The sequence below is a fragment of the Bacillota bacterium genome (assembly GCA_013178125.1).
GTDB lineage: Bacteria > Bacillota > SHA-98 > Ch115 > JABLXJ01 > JABLXL01.
Genome location: JABLXJ010000004.1, coordinates 1 through 18,169 on the forward strand (window position 1 = coordinate 1; position 18,169 = coordinate 18,169).

Consider the following 18,169-nt stretch of genomic DNA (forward strand, 5'->3'; position numbering starts at 1 on the left):
GATCAGGGTAGACCTCGAGGTCAAGTACCCATACTGTATCCTGGTTTCAAACGGCTGCCTACAATGAGACTGAGGCTTTCCAAAAGGACAAGGCGATCCGCGCCAGGATAGAGCCGAAGTTTGGCGAGGCAAAGAGATCTCACGGCATGGCGAGAGCCCTCTACCGGTGTGTTGAGAAGGTGGACCTCCAGGTACGCCTAACGGCAATCGCTTTGAACATAAAGCGCATCTTCACGCTGCTCAAGGAGCTGAAGGCTTCGGCACTTGCAGAGCCTATAGCAGCTTGGAATACTCGGGCTAACAGGCATCAAATCCCCCATATTGTGGGGTTATATGGAGATTATGGCATTATCTCGTTTATCAAGGTGCGATTTGTGCTCCCATCTAATTAGGAGAAATCAACGGTCTCAGGAATACGCACTTAGCTTTGGGACATGGGCAGGACCTCATCGTAATCCCCTGTGCGGTCAGGTCATTCTCGGGGCAAGTCAATATCAGAAAACATGACATGAAATTTGACAGCCGTAGGCTCTACGGCTATTATTTTATGTGGGCCGGGATACCGACCTCTGGTGATAATCTAGTGATAATATAGATCGGGCATGGATTGGATATGAATCGGGGGAAGGTGTATGGGCGGTTTCCGCGTTGCCATAGCCCAGATGAATCCGATAGTTGGAGATATCGAGTATAACGCGTCGAAGATCCTGGATGCCCTAGATAGGGTCAGGAGGTGGAGGCCGCATCTTGTGGTCTTTCCGGAGCTTGCGTTGACTGGCTATCCCCCGGAGGACCTGCTTCTCAAGCCGAGGTTCATCGAGGAGACTGAGCGGGGTGTGCAGGATATCGCCGCCGCAACCAGGGAGCACGATGCCATCATAGTCCTCGGCTCCGTGGACAAACAGGATGATATCTTTAATGCCGCCTGTGTGATCCACCGGGGCGTGATATGCGGGGCCTACCATAAATCATACCTGCCCAATTACGGGGTATTTGACGAGGATAGGTATTTTGGTGCGGGGACCAGGCCCATGGTGGTAAAGGCCGGACAGGTTACATTCGGCCTTTCTATATGCGAGGACATATGGTACCCCGGGGGACCCATAGCCTGGGAAGCGGGCACCGGCGGGGCCGAGATAATAGTCAACCTTTCTGCCTCCCCCTACCATATGGGGAAAAGCGGACAAAGGGAGAGGATGTTGCGCACTCGTGCCCAGGACCATGCAGTCATAGTTGTCTTTGCAAATATGGTCGGGGGCCAGGATGAGCTCGTCTTTGACGGCAACAGCCTCATAATCGACGAGCGGGGAGAGGTGGTGGCCAGGGGTAAGCCGTTTGAGGAAGACCTGGTAGTTGCCGATGTCTTCCCATCCAGGGTGTTCTCGAGGAGGCTCCACGATCCCAGGCGCCGCAAACTATCGAAAGATGCTGGAGGGAACGGGGGGATCCTGGAGGCCCTGGACACCGTGGCCCTTGACCTCGATGCCGGTGCCAGTGCCGATGCTAACGTCAGCGCTGTCACCACTGCTGATGCTAGTGACCGGCCGGATGGCGACCAACCCAATAGCGGGGCATTTGGCTACGGCGGAGCAGACCCTGACCCCATAGGTGAGGTCTATCAGGCGCTCTCGCTCGGGCTCCGGGATTATGTCAGGAAAAATGGATTCAAGCGGGTGGTGATCGGGTTGAGCGGCGGGATAGATTCGGCGCTCACCGCCACCATCGCCGCCGATGCCCTTGGTAGAGAGGATGTTGTGGGCGTCTCCATGCCCTCGCGCTTCACCGAAGACATAAGTATAAGGGATGCCAGGGCGCTATCAGCCGCTTTAGGGATCGAATTTCGGGTCATACCCATCGAGCCGGTTTTCAAGGCCTACCTTGGATCCCTCGGGGCGGCATTCGGCGATCTCCCCTTCGGGGTGGCCGAGGAGAACCTCCAGGCCCGGATCCGCGGGAATATACTCATGGCGCTTTCCAATAAATTCGGGTGGCTTGTTGTCACGACCGGCAACAAGAGCGAGATGAGCGTGGGCTACGCAACGCTTTACGGGGACATGGCCGGCGGTTTTGCCCTTCTGAAGGATGTCCCGAAGACCCTGGTTTACAAGCTCGCACACTACAGGAACGCGCGCGGGCCCAGCCCCATAATCCCTGAAAGCATCATCCTGCGTCCACCCACAGCGGAGCTGCGACCGAATCAGAAGGATACAGATTCCCTCCCGCCCTACGAGTTGCTCGACCCTATAATCCAGGCCCATGTCGAGGAGGACATCGATGCCCCGTCCCTTGTGTCGATGGGGTACCCTGAAGATGTGGTGTGCAAGGTGGTGAACCTGGTCGCAAGGAGCGAGTACAAGCGCCGGCAGGCCCCACCCGGGGTGAAGATTACCCCGCGCGCCTTCGGGCGCGACAGGAGGTTCCCTATCACGAATCATTTCGCGGAGTAGCTGGACATGGCCCTGATGAAAAGCCACCCGGGCTATCCAGGCGCCCGGGCGGCTTGCTTCACCCTCCGATATATATGCCATCCTCAATTGCTTACGAAGGCACGGGTTCCGCGCTGGTTGTTACTCCCTGTCCAGGGTGGTATATTCAGGGCGGTGCTATTCCATCACGCAGCGGCTGCCGGTGAAGATCGGCACGTATCTCTATAACCCGCCTATCATGACCGACTTCATGAATTCAAATATCTTTGCATGCTCCATCTCATCCTTTTGTATACAGAGGATATGCTCTCGAATATCGAGGTTCGGGGACATGTCCGCGAGCTCCGCGTAAAACCTGATAGCATCGAGCTCTCCGGCTATCGCCGCATTCAGCCCCTCGGTGAACGATCCTGCGGTTACGCCCTCGTCTGGTCCTGGTGGCCCTGAGGCCATTGACATCGCAAGAAATGAGGAGAACATGTGTGCATGATGGAGTTCATCGTCGCGGATGCATCTGATCCGGGCCGCAAAGGCGGCTAGCGGCGCCATGTCCGCGAGCTGGGCGTACATCCTGGCCGCCGCAGTCTCATCGTTTATAGCCTTGCGGACACCCTCAGCAAAGGTCATGGAAATCACCCTTTCCTCCTTTTTGTGAGCCTGTGATCCGGGTCTTTGGGGGGGTGGGGGTAGTCGGGGCATATGGGCTTACCCCTCTATGATCATGATATGCCGGAGGTCGCGAGGGTGTCCGCGTGTCCTCGATTTTGCCCCTTATTCTGCTACTGTAGCTTCAGGAAGGTTAGGAGCTTGTCAGCCGCTGACCCGGACTTTACGCCCTTTTGAGCCGCCTTCCGGGGCCCTGCTGCAGCCTTTTTCCTAAGCTCGCCGCCGCAGTGGGGGCAGTAATGTTCCCAGCTGGCTACCTGTTTTCTGCAATCCGGGCATATTTCATACATTTTGGATGTCACCTCCTTACACTCTTCCTCATCCCTTTCCCATTGGTTTCTCTGATTCCTATTCTTCTTATCGGATATCTTGGTATCCTATCCTGGTATCCTACCGCGATATCCTATCTGAGGCCTCTCTGACCTCCGCTCATATAGTATCCCATTTATCCGGTATATTTGTAAAGTATTGGTAAATTCAATGTTAAACCTTCAATATGCGGTTTGGTATGGGGTGGGGGTCAGGTATGGGGTTCGATGTTGAAATCTATCGCTGAATCATATATTTTAACGAAAATTGAATAAAGGTTTATAAACACGCAACATGTCCGCGGTATGTTTCTAACGTGAAATATGGACGAGAGCCGCCCACCAGGGGCCTAAGTGCAGGTTTTTACTCTATGCCAGTCTGCCAGTCTGCAGGGTGTCTTGGAGGAAATCCATGCGAAAGCGGAGGGTGTTATGGCTATGCGCAGTCCCACAACCTACAGCCCCATCATCGGTAGCTCTACCACACTCGATGCCCTGCGCAGCTTTGTGAGGCGCATCAGAGGCGGGCATATTAGAGGCCCTAAATGAACCCGGCCAGAGAGCACCTTACCACGAGTTCCTACGGAATGTTGCGGAGCTCAAGGCCTATGTCAAGAGTATGGAGGGGAGCAATTATGCGGAGGAGCGCAGGCGCACCCGCGTTTCATGAAACCGCCTCCCGTCATAAACAGCATTGCTCCGTCATAAATAGCATTGTATCCTGAGCACAGGTTCTTGGCATCCTGAGCGCAGGTTCTTGGTTTCATAATATCCTCGCGGCTATCTCCGCAAGCTCCGAGCGTTCTCCCTTCGTTAGGGTCACGTGGCCGGCTATCGGATCGCACTTGACGGGGTCCTGCAGAACGTGGAAACGTGGAAAACCCTCTTCCAATTTAAAACATGATGGAGTATAATTACGAAAAGAGGGATGGGGTGCGCTGCCTCTCGCCTTTGCGGCCTGGCATTGGGGGCGGGATTTTTTGTTTGATTTTTATCTCTGTTTGCTTTTCGTTTGGTAGTGATGCACCTATATGGTATGTGGCGAGCCTATGCGGCATATCGCGAGGTTATGTTGCGAGGTGAAGGGGATGGAAGATAGATACCCTTTTAAGGATATTGAATCAAAATGGCAGGAGATTTGGGCGAAAGAGGGCTTCTACAGGGTCGAGGCCGGGGGGGGCCGTCCGAAATACTACTGTCTCGAGATGTTTCCCTACCCATCAGGGGCGCTCCACATGGGCCACATGCGCAACTACGCGATCGGGGACGTTATCGCGAGATTCAAGAGGATGCGCGGCTACAATGTGCTACACCCCATGGGCTGGGATGCGTTCGGGCTGCCCGCTGAGAACGCAGCCATAAAGCACGGGATTCCCCCTGCGAAATGGACCTGGAGCAATATAGATCGCATGAGGGGCCAGATGAAGAGCCTGGGCCTGAGCTATGATTGGGACAGGGAGGTCGCCTCGTGCCACCCCAGCTATTACAAGTGGACGCAGTGGCTTTTCCTCCAGTTGTATAAGAACGGCCTTGCCTATAAGAAGAAGGCCGCGGTGAACTGGTGCCCGTCCTGCGCGACGGTCCTCGCAAATGAGCAGGTTGTTGATGGCGCGTGCGAGCGCTGCGACACCCCGGTGACCAAACGCGACCTCGAGCAGTGGTTTTTCAAGATCACGGATTATGCGGACCGGCTCCTGAAAAACCTGGGGAGGCTCGAGGGCTGGCCTGACAAGGTCAAGATAATGCAGGAGAACTGGATCGGCCGCAGCGAAGGCGTGGAGATCACATTTACGGTGAAAGAGACCGGCGACAGGCTGCCGGTATACACGACGAGGCAGGATACGATCTTCGGTGTAACATACATGGTCCTTGCGCCCGAGCACCCCGTGGTAGAGAAGGTTATAGCCGGGAGCCCGAGGGAGACGGAGCTGAGAGACTTTATAGAAGAGGTCAGGCGCCAGAGCGAGATAGTGCGCACGTCGACCGAGGCCGAGAAGCGCGGCATGTTTACGGGCGCACATGCGATAAACCCGATGAATGGCGAGGAGGTCCCCATCTGGATCGCCAATTATGTGCTCATGGAATATGGGACCGGGGCCGTGATGGGCGTGCCCGCTCATGACCAGCGTGACTTCGAGTTTGCGAAGAAGTATGGGCTGCCGGTCAGGGTCGTCATCGAGCCGCCCGGCGGACACCTGGATGCGGCGACTATGGGCGAGGCCTATGCTGAGCCTGGGGTCATGGTCAATTCGCCTGGCTTTGATGGCCTGGATAGCACGGTCGGGCGCGACAGGATTGCGGGCTTCATGGAGGAACGGGGAATCGGGAGGCGGAAGGTGAATTACAGGCTCCGAGACTGGCTCATTTCGCGCCAGCGCTACTGGGGCGCGCCGATACCGGTCGTCTATTGCGAGAAATGCGGGACCGTCCCCGTGCCGGAGGAGGACCTTCCTGTGCTCCTGCCGCTCGACGTGGAGTTTGAACCGACGGGCCAGTCGCCCCTGACCAAGTCCAGGGAGTTTGTGGAGACGACATGCCCTGTGTGCGGGGGGCCGGCTGAGCGCGAGACCGAGACGATGGACACGTTTGTGTGCTCGTCGTGGTATTTCCTGCGCTACACTTGCCCGAGGTGCACGGATGCGCCATTCAAGAGGGAGACGGTGGATTACTGGATGCCTGTGGACCAGTATATCGGGGGTGTTGAGCACGCGATACTCCACCTCATGTACGCCAGGTTCTTCACGATGGTCCTCCACGATCTCGGCCTCGTGGGGGTGGAGGAGCCGTTCACGAACCTCCTGACACAGGGGATGGTGCTCAAGGAAGGCGCCAAGATGTCCAAGTCCAAGGGCAATGTGGTCGACCCGGAGTATATCCTCGACAAGTACGGGGCCGATACGGCAAGGCTCTTTATATTGTTCGCCTCGCCGCCTGAGCGGGACCTGGAATGGAGCGACCAGGGGATCGAGGGCTCGCACCGCTTTCTCAACAGGGTGTGGCGGCTCGTCCAGGAGCTTTCGGATTCCATACGCGGGCTCGATGGGCAGGGGCTTGATGGGGCGGCCCTCACTAGGGACGAGAAGGCGCTGCGCCGGCAGGTACACATGACAATAAAGAAGGTCACCGACGATATCGAAGGCAGGTTCAACTTCAATACCGCCATAAGCTCCGTCATGGAGCTCGTGAACGCAATGTATCAGTTCAAGGACAGGGCGGCTGCGGCTGACGAGCCGCACGGGCTGGCCGTGATGAAGGAAGCCTGCGAGGTCATACTCCTGCTGCTTGCGCCCTTTGCCCCCCATATCTCGGAGGAGCTGTGGCGGCGCATAGGCAAGACGGGAAGCATCCACAGGGAGGCCTGGCCCGAGTTCGATCCCGAGGCGATCAAGGTCGACGAGGTGACTATCGTAATCCAGGTTAATGGAAAGGTGCGGGACAGGATCACGATCCCGTCCGAGATGGATGAAGAGGAGCTGAGGGAGGTCGCCCTGAAGCAGGACAGGGCCAGGGCCTTCATAGGTGAGAAGGGGGTGCGGGATGTATTTGTCGTGCCCCGGAAGCTGGTCAATATAGTGACGAATTAGATAGCTGACGGAAGGGAATTCAAAATCCCGCCCGGGGAGGGGAAGCTCCGCTCTGGGCGGGATTTTGTTTTGAATTTCACTGTTTTAGGCTTTACTTCGGGTTGATACCTTGAGTTGGTTTCAAAATCATGCTTTTGGGTGGTATGGAAATAAAAGGGTAAGGCCCCAGCCGCGTCGAAAGGAATAGCCATAAGTAAACAAGTAAGAATGGACGGCCATAAGAATGTGGCTACGGAAATCCGGAGGGCTGGAGGCGATATTCTATGATTGATTTCACGCGGCGCCAGAGATACGCACTGATGGTGCTCTTGGTCGCCTTCTGGTCTGGCTGCGGTATCATTGTATGGAAGCGTTTATCGGTGCCGCCGGTGTCGCTTGAAGGTATACAAGGGGCGCAGGTGGCGCAGGTCCGGGCGGTGTCAGACCAGCGCCCGGGCGATGCGCGCCCGCGCCGGGAGGACGGGCGCGAGCCGGGTGCCGCGGTCGAAGCTGGCGGGACAACGGGAGGATCGGGGAACGCGGCGGGAGAAGTGGGAAACATGGCAACAGGAGCGGGAAGCGAGGCTCAGGAGGGGAGGGCGCAGGGCATTGCTGTCCATGTGTGCGGCGCCGTCCGCGCGCCGGGGGTTTACAGGCTCCCCGAGGATTCGCGCGTGGATGATTGCGTTAAGGCCGCCGGAGGCCCCCTGGCAAAGGCCGCTCTTGATGCGGTGAATCTCGCGGCCCGGGTCAGGGACGGGCAGCAGGTCTATATCCCATTCCAACCCGATCCGGCCAGGCTCGAGCGGGCCGGCCTGTCCTCGTCCCCTGCGGCTCCTGCGGGGCCCGCGGGCGCGGGGCGAGTAAACATAAATATGTGTTCTGTTAACGAGCTCGAGGGTCTCCCCGGCATAGGCCCGGAGCTTGCCCGCAGGATACTTGAAACGCGGGAATCGCGGGGAGGCTTTCAAACCGTTGAGGATTTGCTCGAGGTTCCCGGGATAGGCGAGAAAAAACTTGAAGCCATAAGGGGTCTCGTGAGCATCCAATGAGAACCCCGCTTCTGTGGGTGGCCGTGGCCTTCGCCTCCGGGATCTTTCTGGACGAGGTTACAAGGCCTGGCCTTGATGCCCTGGCATGCATGCTGGTCCTCATGTTGTTTATCCTGGCGGTGTGCCTGCACCTGAGTGGCAGGATATTTGACCGGCATTATGGATCCTATGACCTGTTGCTGGTGGTTGTCCTGGCCATTCTTGTCGCCTTGTCCGGTGCCCTGCGGAGGGAGGTTCAGGTCTGCTTCCAGGCCCGGGCTCCTGGCCAGATCGTGAACAAGGTCGCGAGCCAGGTGGTGGGCAGGGCTGTAACCGGTCACCCTGCCGCAGCCGGGCATTCAGCTGGCATCGCGCTCCGCCTGAAGGAGGCGATCCTGGATATTCATGGGGCGAGCCTTTCGCCGCGCCATGCAGCCCTGCTCTCAGGCTTCCTCTTTGGGGAAAGGGGCATGGACAGGGAGGTGGAAGAGAATCTCCGCGCATGCGGCGTTGTCCATCTCCTGAGCGCGTCAGGATTGCATGTGGGCTTCGTGGCGATGCTTCTATCCGGCCTCATGGCCGCGGCTGGCCTCCCCAGGGGCATTTCGGCCGCGGTTACGATAGCCGGGGTTTTGGTGTATGCCGCCATGGCCGGCATGCGAGCGCCCGTGATGAGAGCGGGCATCATGTTCACGGCAGCGGCGCTTGCGCGGTGCATGCAGCGCGATGTGGATGGGAGGAACCTCCTCGGTCTGGCGGGGCTGGCCCTGCTGGCCTGGGATCCATCACTGGTGTTCGACATGGGATTTCAGCTCTCGTTCATGGCGACATTCGGGATACTGGAATTTGCCCCATGCCTCGCCCCTCGTCTCGTCGCGTTCGCCAGCATACTGATTGGATTCATCAAGATATCAACTGGTGCGGCAGACCGCGCACACCCCAGGCGCTCCGGGCGCCCTGGGGACCCTGGGATCCCCGGGTGGCCGGGGACGGCCGGTTCATGGCTTGCCGAGACCGTGGCGGTAACAGTGGCGGCACAGGCCGGCGTATTGCCCCTGATTGCCTATTATTTCAACGAGGTATCGCTTATCGGCCTCGTGACGAATCCCATCATGGTGCCGCTGGCGGAGGCCGCGGTGATCATCGGGCTCGTCTCGGGCCTGACAGGCCTCGCACTGCCAGCGGTTGCGGAGGTATTCAACGCTGCGAATGCAGTGATACTGGAGGCCATAATCACAGGGGCGCGGGTGTTTGCGAGGCTCCCTTTCGCCTCCGTCCCGCTGCCGTGCCCGAACCTGGCGGTCATGTTCCTGTATTACTGCCTCAGCTATCTCGTATTCTGTTCGCTCGTGCCTCCTGGGTCCCCGCTTCCCTTTAAGGCGGGCTATCTGAAGTTGAAGAGGATCGCCAGGAGGGCGGGGGAATGGTGGAGGTGGCGTGGTCCCGGAGACAAGCTTATCATCGGTATGACGCTGGCGACGGTTCTCGTTGCTTTGCTTGCATTGAGACCTGGTGCGCCGCTCAGGGTCACGTTTATAGCGGTGGGGCAGGGGGATGCCGAGCTGATCCAGACGCCGAGTGGGCGGGCGATTCTCCTCGATGGGGGGAGCTCATACGGCCGCATGGGGGCTGTAACGGCGACACTGCGGAGGCGAGGTGTGAGGCGGCTGGATGCGGTCATCATAAGCCACCCGCATGAGGATCACATCGGTGGCCTCAAGGATATTATCTCCAAGAAGAGGGTGGGGCGCGTTATCGATGTAGGCCTCGAACACCCATCCCCAGTATATGAGGAGCTGCTGGGACTGATTAAGAACAGGCGCATTCCATACCTTGTTGCGCGGCGCGGCCTGGCCATCAAGCTCGACCGGGATGTGAGGCTGGATGTGCTGCACCCGGGGCCCCTCCTCGCAGGGACGCGTGATGATATAAACAACAACTCTCTCGTCGTGAGGTTGTCATATCGCAACATAAGGTTCCTATTTACAGGGGATATTGAGCTTGAAGCCCAGCGAACACTTGTTGCAAAATATAGAGGGATGGGCATGGGCGGTGGAGGTGGAGGCGCAGTGAGTGAGGGGCCTGGCAGCGCGGTAGAACTTCGCAGCACGGTCCTGAAGGTGCCTCACCACGGCAGCCGGTACTCGGTGAATGATCTTTTTTTCAGATGCGTTGATCCCGAGGTTGCGATCGTGTCCGTCGGCCGGAACCGTTTCGGTCACCCGGACGCTGGGGTTCTCGAGCTCCTGGCATCGGGTGGTTCGACCGTATATCGCACAGATGAATGTGGCTCCATAACCGTGGTCACTGACGGGCGGGGTATCAGGGTGGTGACTGGTCGGAACCGGGCGCGGCGATAGCGGCGTGACGATAGCGGGCATGCCGGCCGGGTCTGTTCCGGCGGCCGCGGCCTGGCGGTCTAGGATCCTGGAATCGGGAATGTGGAATCTGGATTTGGAGTTTGGAGGAGTCAAGGTGCGAGGACCTGGCAGTAGGGCGGAGAAGAGCGCCGGGGGCGTGCAGTCTGCGGGCTTCAAGGACATCGAGAAGGACCTCAGGGAGAGGAGGTTTGTCCCCGTCTATCTCCTTTATGGGGAAGAGACATTGATGCGGGATGAGGTTGCGTCCGCCCTGGTGGATGCGATCCTCGATGGCGAGATGGACCCCTCGACGAGGGATTTCAACCTGACGACGTTTGATGCGGCGGAAACCCCGGCGGACACAATAACAGGTGCCATAGTCTCCCTGCCCATCTTTGCCCCCAAGCGCGTGATCGTCGTAAAGAACCTCGATGCGCTCAAGGTAGAGGCAGAGGCCAGGATAGCGGACGCCATCTTCCAGATGCCCGGGACGAACGTGGTCATTCTGGTTGCCGAGAAGAATGATGGGCGCCGGCGGATATTCAACGTTGTGACCAGGGTCGGGCGGGCGGTAGAGTTTAAAAGGCTCTACCCGAGGGATGCCCAGGATTGGGTCATCAAGAAGGCAGGCCGGATGGGGCTGACCCTGGACGCCAGGGCCGCGTTGTATTTGGTGAGCGCTGTCGGGGTGGATTTGAGAAGGCTCGAAACCGAGCTCGAGAAGATCCGCACTTACCTTGGGGATGTGGAGGGTGCGAGGGTTTCCGAGAATGACATCGCGGAGCTTGTTGGAAAGTCGCTGGAGGAGGACATCTTTGCCCTTCTCGACGCCGTCGGCAATAGAAATCTGGATGCTGCCCTTGATTGCCTGAATAGCATTACCAGGCGCGGCGAACCCGCCATAAGGGTCATAACCATGGTTGCGTGGCAGTTGAGGGGCATCCTGCAGGCCAGGTTACTAAGGGATGCAAAAATGCCGATGAACAAGATCATCAGCGAGCTGGGGCGCGCGCCCTTTGCTGTGCGGAAATGCCTGGCGCAGGCGGAGCGCTTCTCGCCCGCTGATCTGAGGACCGCCCTGACATTGTGTCACGGGGCCGATCTCGAGGTCAAAACCGGGACCCTGTCCGAGAGGCTCGTTCTCGAGCGCCTGATCCTCAACCTGTGCAGGACCGGACGTCGTAGTCCGGGGCGCAAGCCGGGGAGGTTAGCCGGGTGCAATCGAACCGAATAACTGGCCCAAACAAGCCTAAATAAAATGAGGCCTGGCTTGCTCCAGAGAACACGCATACCCGGCCTCAGCTATTAGCTCTATTACCTCAACCCTGTATTGCCTCTATTACCGATATTGCCGACTCTTCAACCCCGACCCCAACTCCAGCCCCAGCGGAGCGTCGTTCCTACTAGCCCTGGCTCTAGCTCCGGTTCTAACTCATTGTATCTTCATTGCACCCAGTTTTGCATCCGGCTTTTGCTCATTCGGCTCTTACTCGGCTGCTGCGACTCCAGCTGCCGCGAGGAGCTTCTTCGCCAGCCGCGATTTTCGTCGTGCCGCCTGATTCTTATGGATAACGCCCTTAGCTGCCGCCTTATCGATGGCGCTTACAGCCTTTCTAAGCATCTCCTGAGCCGCCTGCGTATCGCCACCGCTGAGACTGACTTCGTAACGCTTTATAGCCGTCTTCACCGAAGACTTAATGGCGGTATTTCGGGCCGTCTTCACCTTGGTGACCCGCACCCTTTTCCCCGCGGACTTTATATTAGGCAACATCTTCACCTCCTCGCACAGCATTGCCTTGACTATTCTACCACGACACATGCGAAATTTCAAGGCATACCTCGGCCTGCTAATGGACACCCTAAAGTAGGTAGTTTCTTAAGTAAACGGGAGGGCAGGGAATTGAAATTCAAACGTCCGAAACAGATCAGGGAGCTTCTCGACAGGGGCAAATCTGGGCCGGGAGTCGGCGGCGCCGGTGCGGCTGCTAGCAGCATGGCGAGCGCGGGGGCAGGTGCAGGAACAGGGGCTGGGGCCGGGGCTGGCTCGACCTGGGACCCGGGCCTGGGCTATGCCCGCACTGATCTGGCCGTTGAGGCCAGGGACCTTGTGAGGCAATATAGCGGGCGCGAGATCCCGGGAGTTGCGAGCGAGACTGACAAGACGGAGCATGCTACGGTCACCCGCGTCAGAGTCATGACCGAGGAAGCCGAGAGGATGATGGGGAAAGTGAGGGGGAACTACGTTACGATAGAATCCTCTGAGCTCCGGAGCAAGAATCGCGACATCCAGGAGGAGCTGGCTCAGCTGTTTGCCAGGGAGCTGAACGGCATGGTCCAGCTCAACAAAGATGCTACTATAATGTGCTGCGGGCTCGGGAACTGGCATGCCACCCCAGATGCGCTCGGGCCCCGCGTCCTGGAATACCTCATGGTCACGCGGCACCTTTATGGCCTCACCCCGCCAGAGCTCCGGGGGGGAATGCGCTCAGTGTGCGCCATAGCCCCGGGCGTGCTAGGCATAACGGGCATGGAGACCGGGGAGATAATTCAGGGGATCGTGGAGAAGGTGAAGCCCGACCTTGTGATAGTGATCGACGCCCTTGCCGCGCGAAGCACTCAAAGGGTTGGAACCACTATCCAGATGGGTGACACAGGGATTCACCCGGGATCCGGCGTTGGTAATAGGCGTTTCGGTATAACCCTTGACACCCTCGGAATCCCCGTCATCGCCATCGGTGTTCCCACTGTGGTGGATGCAATAACGATCGCCTCGGACGCAATGGATCTCATGGCAAGCCAGCCAAGCCAGCCAGCGATGGGTATCGGGGCGGGCCGCGGCGTTGCTCACGGTGCGGCGCAACCAGCTGCCAGCTTTACTCTAACGCCCGACCAGAAGCGCAATCTCATAAGGCAGGTGCTCTCGCCATACATGGGGACGCTTATCGTCACGCCCAAGGAGATCGATGACATGATAGATGATATAGCCAGGATCGTGGCGGGCGGCCTGAACGCGGCCCTGCATCCCAATATTGATTTCGATGAGATACTTGAATATCTCTCCTAATCTCTCGCGTCCCGGCCTCCCTGCTCGATCATCGATCCTCGGCCATAGGGCTCAATCTGGGTTTTTATGGGGGAAGATGTTCTCTCATTCAAACCATCTTTCGGCATTGAAGTTTTCGTCGAAAGGATTTAGGAATAGCACCCCATCAATGACACTGCTCGGATTAAAATCCTCGCTGAGGATCACGGGGATCTGGTTTAGCCGGGCGGTCGCCCAAATCTGCGCATCCCAGAATGAGAAGCCGTGGTCTCTTACACCGCGGATAGCTTCCAGAACAATATAGCTAGTTAAATCCACAACTTTCCATGATCGGATATAGTCGTCCACCCGTTCCAATCCTTCATCGATGTCCAGGGGGGAGGTGAGCTTTCGTGTGATAGATACGAAAAACTCTGAGAGGACCTGAACGCTAATTACCCCCCTGCCGGTTTTGGCGAGCCAATCGAGGACATGAATGGCTTTCTCCTGTTTTGATGGTTCCGATCGGTCGTATGCATAGACTAATATATTAGTATCTACGAAAAACCTATCGTTCATATAGATCCTCTCTTCTCCACTGTCGGCCTCCTTTTACGTGTCCCCTTGCTATTAAACTATCAATGAAGGCCTTCTCCTTTTCCCAGTACCGTAAATCTCGATAGGCGGTGATGCCGGAGCTGGTATAAAGTTCTATGGCTCTACGAACCAGCTCAGCCTCGGTTACGTTTAGCTCTTTGGCTCGCTGTTTAAGGAGGACGTCCTGGTACGGTGCGATGTAGACCTGTTTTCGTATCATCCTGGGCATGAAAATACAACCCCCCAATGCCTTTTATACATCGGATTATACATCACTATGCGGTTATTGTCAATGTGGATTGTAATGATTGTCCATTTTTGACTGGATAATCCTATGCAGCCATGGTAGAATAAAAATTAGTCAAAGCAACCAAGAAGAGAACGGGGGACGCGAGCCGTGAGTCTGAGGTTCATCATCGGCAGGGCGGGGTCGGGGAAGACGTCGCTATGCCTCTCCGAGGTCTGCGCTGAGCTGGAATCTGGCGACCGTGGTGCCGACGGCCCGGCGCTTATCGTCTTGGTCCCTGAACAGGCCACCTTCCAGATGGAATATGCCCTTCTCGGAAGGCTGCATACGGAGGGCACGCACAGGGCGCAGGTGCTGAGCTTTCGGCGACTGGCATCGCGAGTCCTGGCCGAGGTGGGAGGCGCGTCCCGGCCATATCTCAGCGAGCTCGGGAAGATCATGGCACTGCGCTCCATCGTCCAGCGGCGCCGCGATGACCTGCGCATATTTAGCCTGGTCACCCGGCAGGCTGGCTTCATCGAATGCCTCTCGAATACCCTGGCCGAGCTCCGGGCCTATAACATCAGCCTGGGGGGTGTGAAGAGCCGCCTCGCGGCGCTCGAGCACGAGGGCCTGGGGGGATCCCAGCTTGCCCTGAAGCTACATGATCTCGCCATCATCTATGAGGACTTCCAGGCCTACCTGGATGGGCGATTCACGGACCCCTGCGATTACCTTGACCTCTTGAGCGAGAGCCTCCCGGCGTCAGGGCTTGTGACGGGCTCCTATGTATGGGTCGACGGTTTCACAGGCTTCACTCCCCAGGAATTCATCGTCCTTGGCAAATTGATGCAGGCGGCTGCCAGGATCACGGTCGCGATCTGCATGGATCCTTTATGCGTGGATCCTACTATATGCGTTGGCCCGCCTCCGGGCCCGCCGGGTCGGACCCAAGCGCCTGAATCGGCTGGAGTTGGATCTGTAGTCGGGGAGTTTGACCCATTCTTCCCTACTTGGGAGACCTACAGGAGGCTTCTGGATATCGCAAGGGAATCGCATGTCGAGGTCGAGGACACCGTCGTTGTCGCCTCGAGGGGGCGATTTACGCTATCCGCGCCGCTCGCGCACCTGGAACGCGAATTTTTCGCACGCCCCTGGGAACCCTTTGATGGCGATGCGGCGCCCGGCGTGCGGCTGGTTGCGGCCTCGAATCCGCGGGTCGAGGTGGAAGGGGTGGCCAGGGAGATCGTCCGGCTGTGCAGGGATGAAGGCTACAGGTGGCGCGAGATAGGATTGATCATAAGGGATGCGGAGATGGAGCGCTATGCTCCACTCGTCACCTCCGTGTTCCGGGATTACGGCATACCATTCTTCCTCGATTACAAACGTCCTGTCCAGTTTCACCCCCTCGTCGAGCTCATAAGATCGGCGTTGGAGGTGGTAAACTCCAACTGGGCGTACGAGCCCGTGTTCCGTTATCTCAAGACGGACCTCGTCCCGGTAAGCCGGGAGGACGTCGATATACTGGAAAATTACGTCCTGGCCCACGGGATTCGAGGAAGGGCGTGGACCAGCGGCGCGGAGTGGCGCTACCTGAAGCAGTTTGCCCTTGGCGAGGATCGCGAGCCCGACGAGGCCGGGCGCCTCATGCTCGAGCGCATAAATTCTGCTCGGGATATCGCAGTCAATGCCCTTGGGAGATTTTATTCAAGGGTTTGCACGATGAACGGGGGGAAGCGGGCCAACGATGATGACGGGCTGACGGTACGCTATATAACGGCGGCGCTTTTCGAGCTGCTGGACGAGCTTGGCGTCGCCGAGACCCTGGAGTCGTGGCGCGCGAGTGAGGAGGCCCGCGGTGACATCGAATCTGCCCGCGGCCACGTCCAGGTATGGTCCGGGGTGATGGAGCTTTTCGACCAGGTGGTTGAGGGGCTCGGTGACCTGCATGTCAGCGTCGAGGAATACTCTGAGATAATCGACGTCGGGCTCAGGGGGTTGAGGCTCGGCCTCATCCCGCCGGGTCTCGACCAGGTTGTCGTGGGCTCTGTGGAGAGATCCCGGCACCCGAGCCTCCGGGCCGCATTCGTCATCGGTGTGAACGATGGGGTCTTCCCCGCGAGATGTAGGGAGGATTCAATTCTCGACGATGGCGAGCGCGAGGAGCTGGGGCGCCGGGGCATGGAGCTCGGGCCGACAAGCGAGGAGAAGCTCCTGCGTGAGCAGTACCTGACCTACGTGGCCTTCACACGGGCAGGTGAGAGGCTGTGGATCAGCTACCCCATAGCCGATGAAAAGGGCAGGGGGCTCCTGCCGTCGCTCTATATAAGGAGGCTCCGGGAGGTATTTCCAAACCTCCAGGAGGAGTTCATAAGCGAGGGCCCGCCAGCGGACGGGCCTGCCCTGGCATCCACACCCGGCAGGCAGGGCGCCAGCCCGAATTCGGGCGCAGGTGCTCCCGGCCCGGGCATGTTGGCCGTGCGGGTCATGGACTACATAACATCTGTTGAAAAGGCGGCAGCCTATGTCGCCCGGGAGCTCAGGGATGCGCGCTCAGGGAGGCCGCCTGGGAGTATCTGGCTGGATATATATGAGTGGCTGGTGGGCGACGAGCAGAGGAGGGAACGCGCGGCGGTGAGCCTCTCAGGCCTCTGGTATTCGAACCACGTGGGGAGGCTTCCTTGCGCGATCACCTCCAGGTTATATCCAAACCCGCTCTGCGTGAGCGTTTCCGCCCTGGAGAGGTTTGCTGCATGCCCCTTCCAGTATTTTGCCCGGGACGCGCTTCGCCTCCTCGAGAGGGATGAGTTCAAGGTCGAGGCGCCCGAGCTCGGGGTGTTGTTTCACGCGGCACTCAAGGAATTTGTCGAGCGGCTCGCCAGGGACAGGGTAAGTTGGGCCGAGCTGGATCCGGCCGATGCCGCCCGAATTATCGGTGAAATCGTGGAAAATCTCAGCCGCGAGCTGCGTAACGAGATATTGCTGAGCTCTGCGCGGTATGTGAACCTGGTCCGGATAATAAAGCGGACGCTTGCGCGGGCTGTGACCGCCCTGGGCGAACATGCGCGCAGGGGCCGGTTCGCGCCGGTGGCCGTCGAGGTGCGCTTCGGGAGCGGCGAGCGCGTCCCCGGGTTGAGGTTTGACCTTGGTGGTGGGCGTCTCCTGGAGCTGCGCGGCCAAATAGACAGGATAGATGCAGTGGAAACGGAGGCAGGGGAAACGGGCGCGGGTGCAGATGGGGCCGGGGCTCTCTATCTGAGGGTCATAGACTATAAGAGCAGCAGGAAAGGGCTGGATATCTCCCACATTTATCATGGGCTGAGCCTCCAGCTCCCGGCCTACCTTGCCGTCGCCGTTGAACACGCCCGGGCGTTTGCACGGGCCTCATCACTTGCAGGGATCCCGTCAAAGCCCGTCAGGCCGGCCGGGATGCTCTACTTCGGGGTGCGCGACCCACTCCTGTCCCTCGAGCATAAGGATGCCGTGACCGCTGAGGATGGTCAGAGGAGGCTGCTGAAGGCTCTCAGGATGGATGGCCTCGTGCTGGGCGAGCCCGCGGTCGTCCGGATGATGGATGTCGAGGGGTCGGGCGAGCTGGTCCCGGCATCGTTCAAGAAGGATGGGAGCCTGGATAGGCGCTCAAAGGTAGCCACCGCGGAACAGTTCGACCTTCTTATAGGATTCATCGAGAGCGAGATCGTGAAGCTCGGCAGGCGCATCATCAGTGGGGATATCTCCCCCGAGCCTTACAGGGATGGACCACGGCGTCCCTGCACATATTGTGAATACATGCCCCTTTGCGGCTTTGATATCTTGATCGACGGTAGCAGATACAGGGACCTGGTGCCGGTCAAGGGAGACGAGGTGTGGGAGATGATGAGGCGCGAGCTCGATAGAACGCCTGATGAGGCGCCTGACGAGACGCTCAGCGAGATGCGCAGGGGTTCATTCGGAGGGGGTGGTGCTTGAT

General features: G+C 58.5%; 12 protein-coding genes and 1 pseudogene. 8 read left to right on the top strand and 5 right to left on the bottom strand.

All coding sequences use genetic code 11. The features are described 5' to 3' along the window. Positions 1 to 59: 59 nt before the first annotated feature. Both HPY71_04445 and HPY71_04450 read left to right on the top strand, forming a co-directional pair. A pseudogene (locus HPY71_04445) lies at positions 60 to 392 on the top strand (hypothetical protein). A gap of 240 nt (positions 393 to 632) precedes the next feature. Next, positions 633 to 2,447 (top strand): NAD+ synthase, encoded by a 1,815-nt coding sequence (locus HPY71_04450; GenBank protein ID NPV52756.1) that lies wholly within the window; start codon positions 633 to 635, stop codon positions 2,445 to 2,447. Between the two features lie 201 nt (positions 2,448 to 2,648). Here the strand turns inward: HPY71_04450 and HPY71_04455 are convergent, their stop codons facing one another. After that, positions 2,649 to 3,053, bottom strand: coding sequence for a ferritin-like domain-containing protein (locus HPY71_04455; GenBank protein ID NPV52757.1), 405 nt, complete (start codon positions 3,051 to 3,053; stop codon positions 2,649 to 2,651). A gap of 152 nt (positions 3,054 to 3,205) precedes the next feature. Next, entirely contained in the window at positions 3,206 to 3,382 is a 177-nt protein-coding gene (locus tag HPY71_04460; protein ID NPV52758.1) for a hypothetical protein, read from the bottom strand. Positions 3,383 to 4,488: 1,106 nt separating this feature from the next. Here HPY71_04460 and HPY71_04465 point away from each other — a divergent pair. The 4 genes from HPY71_04465 to holA all read left to right on the top strand — a co-directional run bounded on the left by HPY71_04465 (position 4,489) and on the right by holA (position 11,588). Beyond that, positions 4,489 to 6,984: a leucine--tRNA ligase gene (locus HPY71_04465; GenBank protein NPV52759.1), complete on the top strand. Its 2,496-nt coding sequence runs from the start codon at positions 4,489 to 4,491 to the stop codon at positions 6,982 to 6,984. A 263-nt stretch (positions 6,985 to 7,247) separates the two neighbouring features. Next, the gene (locus tag HPY71_04470; protein ID NPV52760.1) at positions 7,248 to 8,015 is read left to right on the top strand and encodes a ComEA family DNA-binding protein; all 768 of its coding nucleotides are present in this window, start codon (positions 7,248 to 7,250) and stop codon (positions 8,013 to 8,015) included. Then, positions 8,012 to 10,354 (top strand): ComEC/Rec2 family competence protein, encoded by a 2,343-nt coding sequence (locus tag HPY71_04475; protein ID NPV52761.1) that lies wholly within the window; start codon positions 8,012 to 8,014, stop codon positions 10,352 to 10,354. Before HPY71_04470 ends, HPY71_04475 begins: the two co-directional genes overlap by 4 nt. A gap of 115 nt (positions 10,355 to 10,469) precedes the next feature. Further along, a complete protein-coding gene (gene holA, locus HPY71_04480; GenBank protein ID NPV52762.1) occupies positions 10,470 to 11,588 on the top strand; it encodes a DNA polymerase III subunit delta in 1,119 nt (372 codons plus the stop codon). Between the two features lie 252 nt (positions 11,589 to 11,840). Here the strand turns inward: holA and rpsT are convergent, their stop codons facing one another. Beyond that, the gene (gene rpsT / locus HPY71_04485) at positions 11,841 to 12,122 is read right to left on the bottom strand and encodes a 30S ribosomal protein S20 (GenBank protein NPV52763.1); all 282 of its coding nucleotides are present in this window, start codon (positions 12,120 to 12,122) and stop codon (positions 11,841 to 11,843) included. Between the two features lie 225 nt (positions 12,123 to 12,347). Between rpsT and HPY71_04490 the strand changes: the two genes are divergently transcribed. Further along, the gene (locus HPY71_04490; GenBank protein NPV52764.1) at positions 12,348 to 13,418 is read left to right on the top strand and encodes a GPR endopeptidase; all 1,071 of its coding nucleotides are present in this window, start codon (positions 12,348 to 12,350) and stop codon (positions 13,416 to 13,418) included. 84 nt (positions 13,419 to 13,502) lie between these two features. On the opposite strand, the gene HPY71_04495 is transcribed toward HPY71_04490, so the two are convergent. Both HPY71_04495 and HPY71_04500 read right to left on the bottom strand, forming a co-directional pair. Beyond that, positions 13,503 to 13,955 (bottom strand): PIN domain-containing protein, encoded by a 453-nt coding sequence (locus tag HPY71_04495; protein ID NPV52765.1) that lies wholly within the window; start codon positions 13,953 to 13,955, stop codon positions 13,503 to 13,505. After that, on the bottom strand, positions 13,945 to 14,193 hold the full coding sequence (locus HPY71_04500; GenBank protein ID NPV52766.1) for a hypothetical protein: 249 nt from the start codon (positions 14,191 to 14,193) through the stop codon (positions 13,945 to 13,947). Before HPY71_04500 ends, HPY71_04495 begins: the two co-directional genes overlap by 11 nt. A gap of 177 nt (positions 14,194 to 14,370) precedes the next feature. On the opposite strand from HPY71_04500, the gene HPY71_04505 reads away from it, so the two are divergent. Next, positions 14,371 to 18,168 (top strand): helicase-exonuclease AddAB subunit AddB, encoded by a 3,798-nt coding sequence (locus HPY71_04505; GenBank protein ID NPV52767.1) that lies wholly within the window; start codon positions 14,371 to 14,373, stop codon positions 18,166 to 18,168. The last annotated feature ends 1 nt before the right edge of the window (position 18,169 follow it).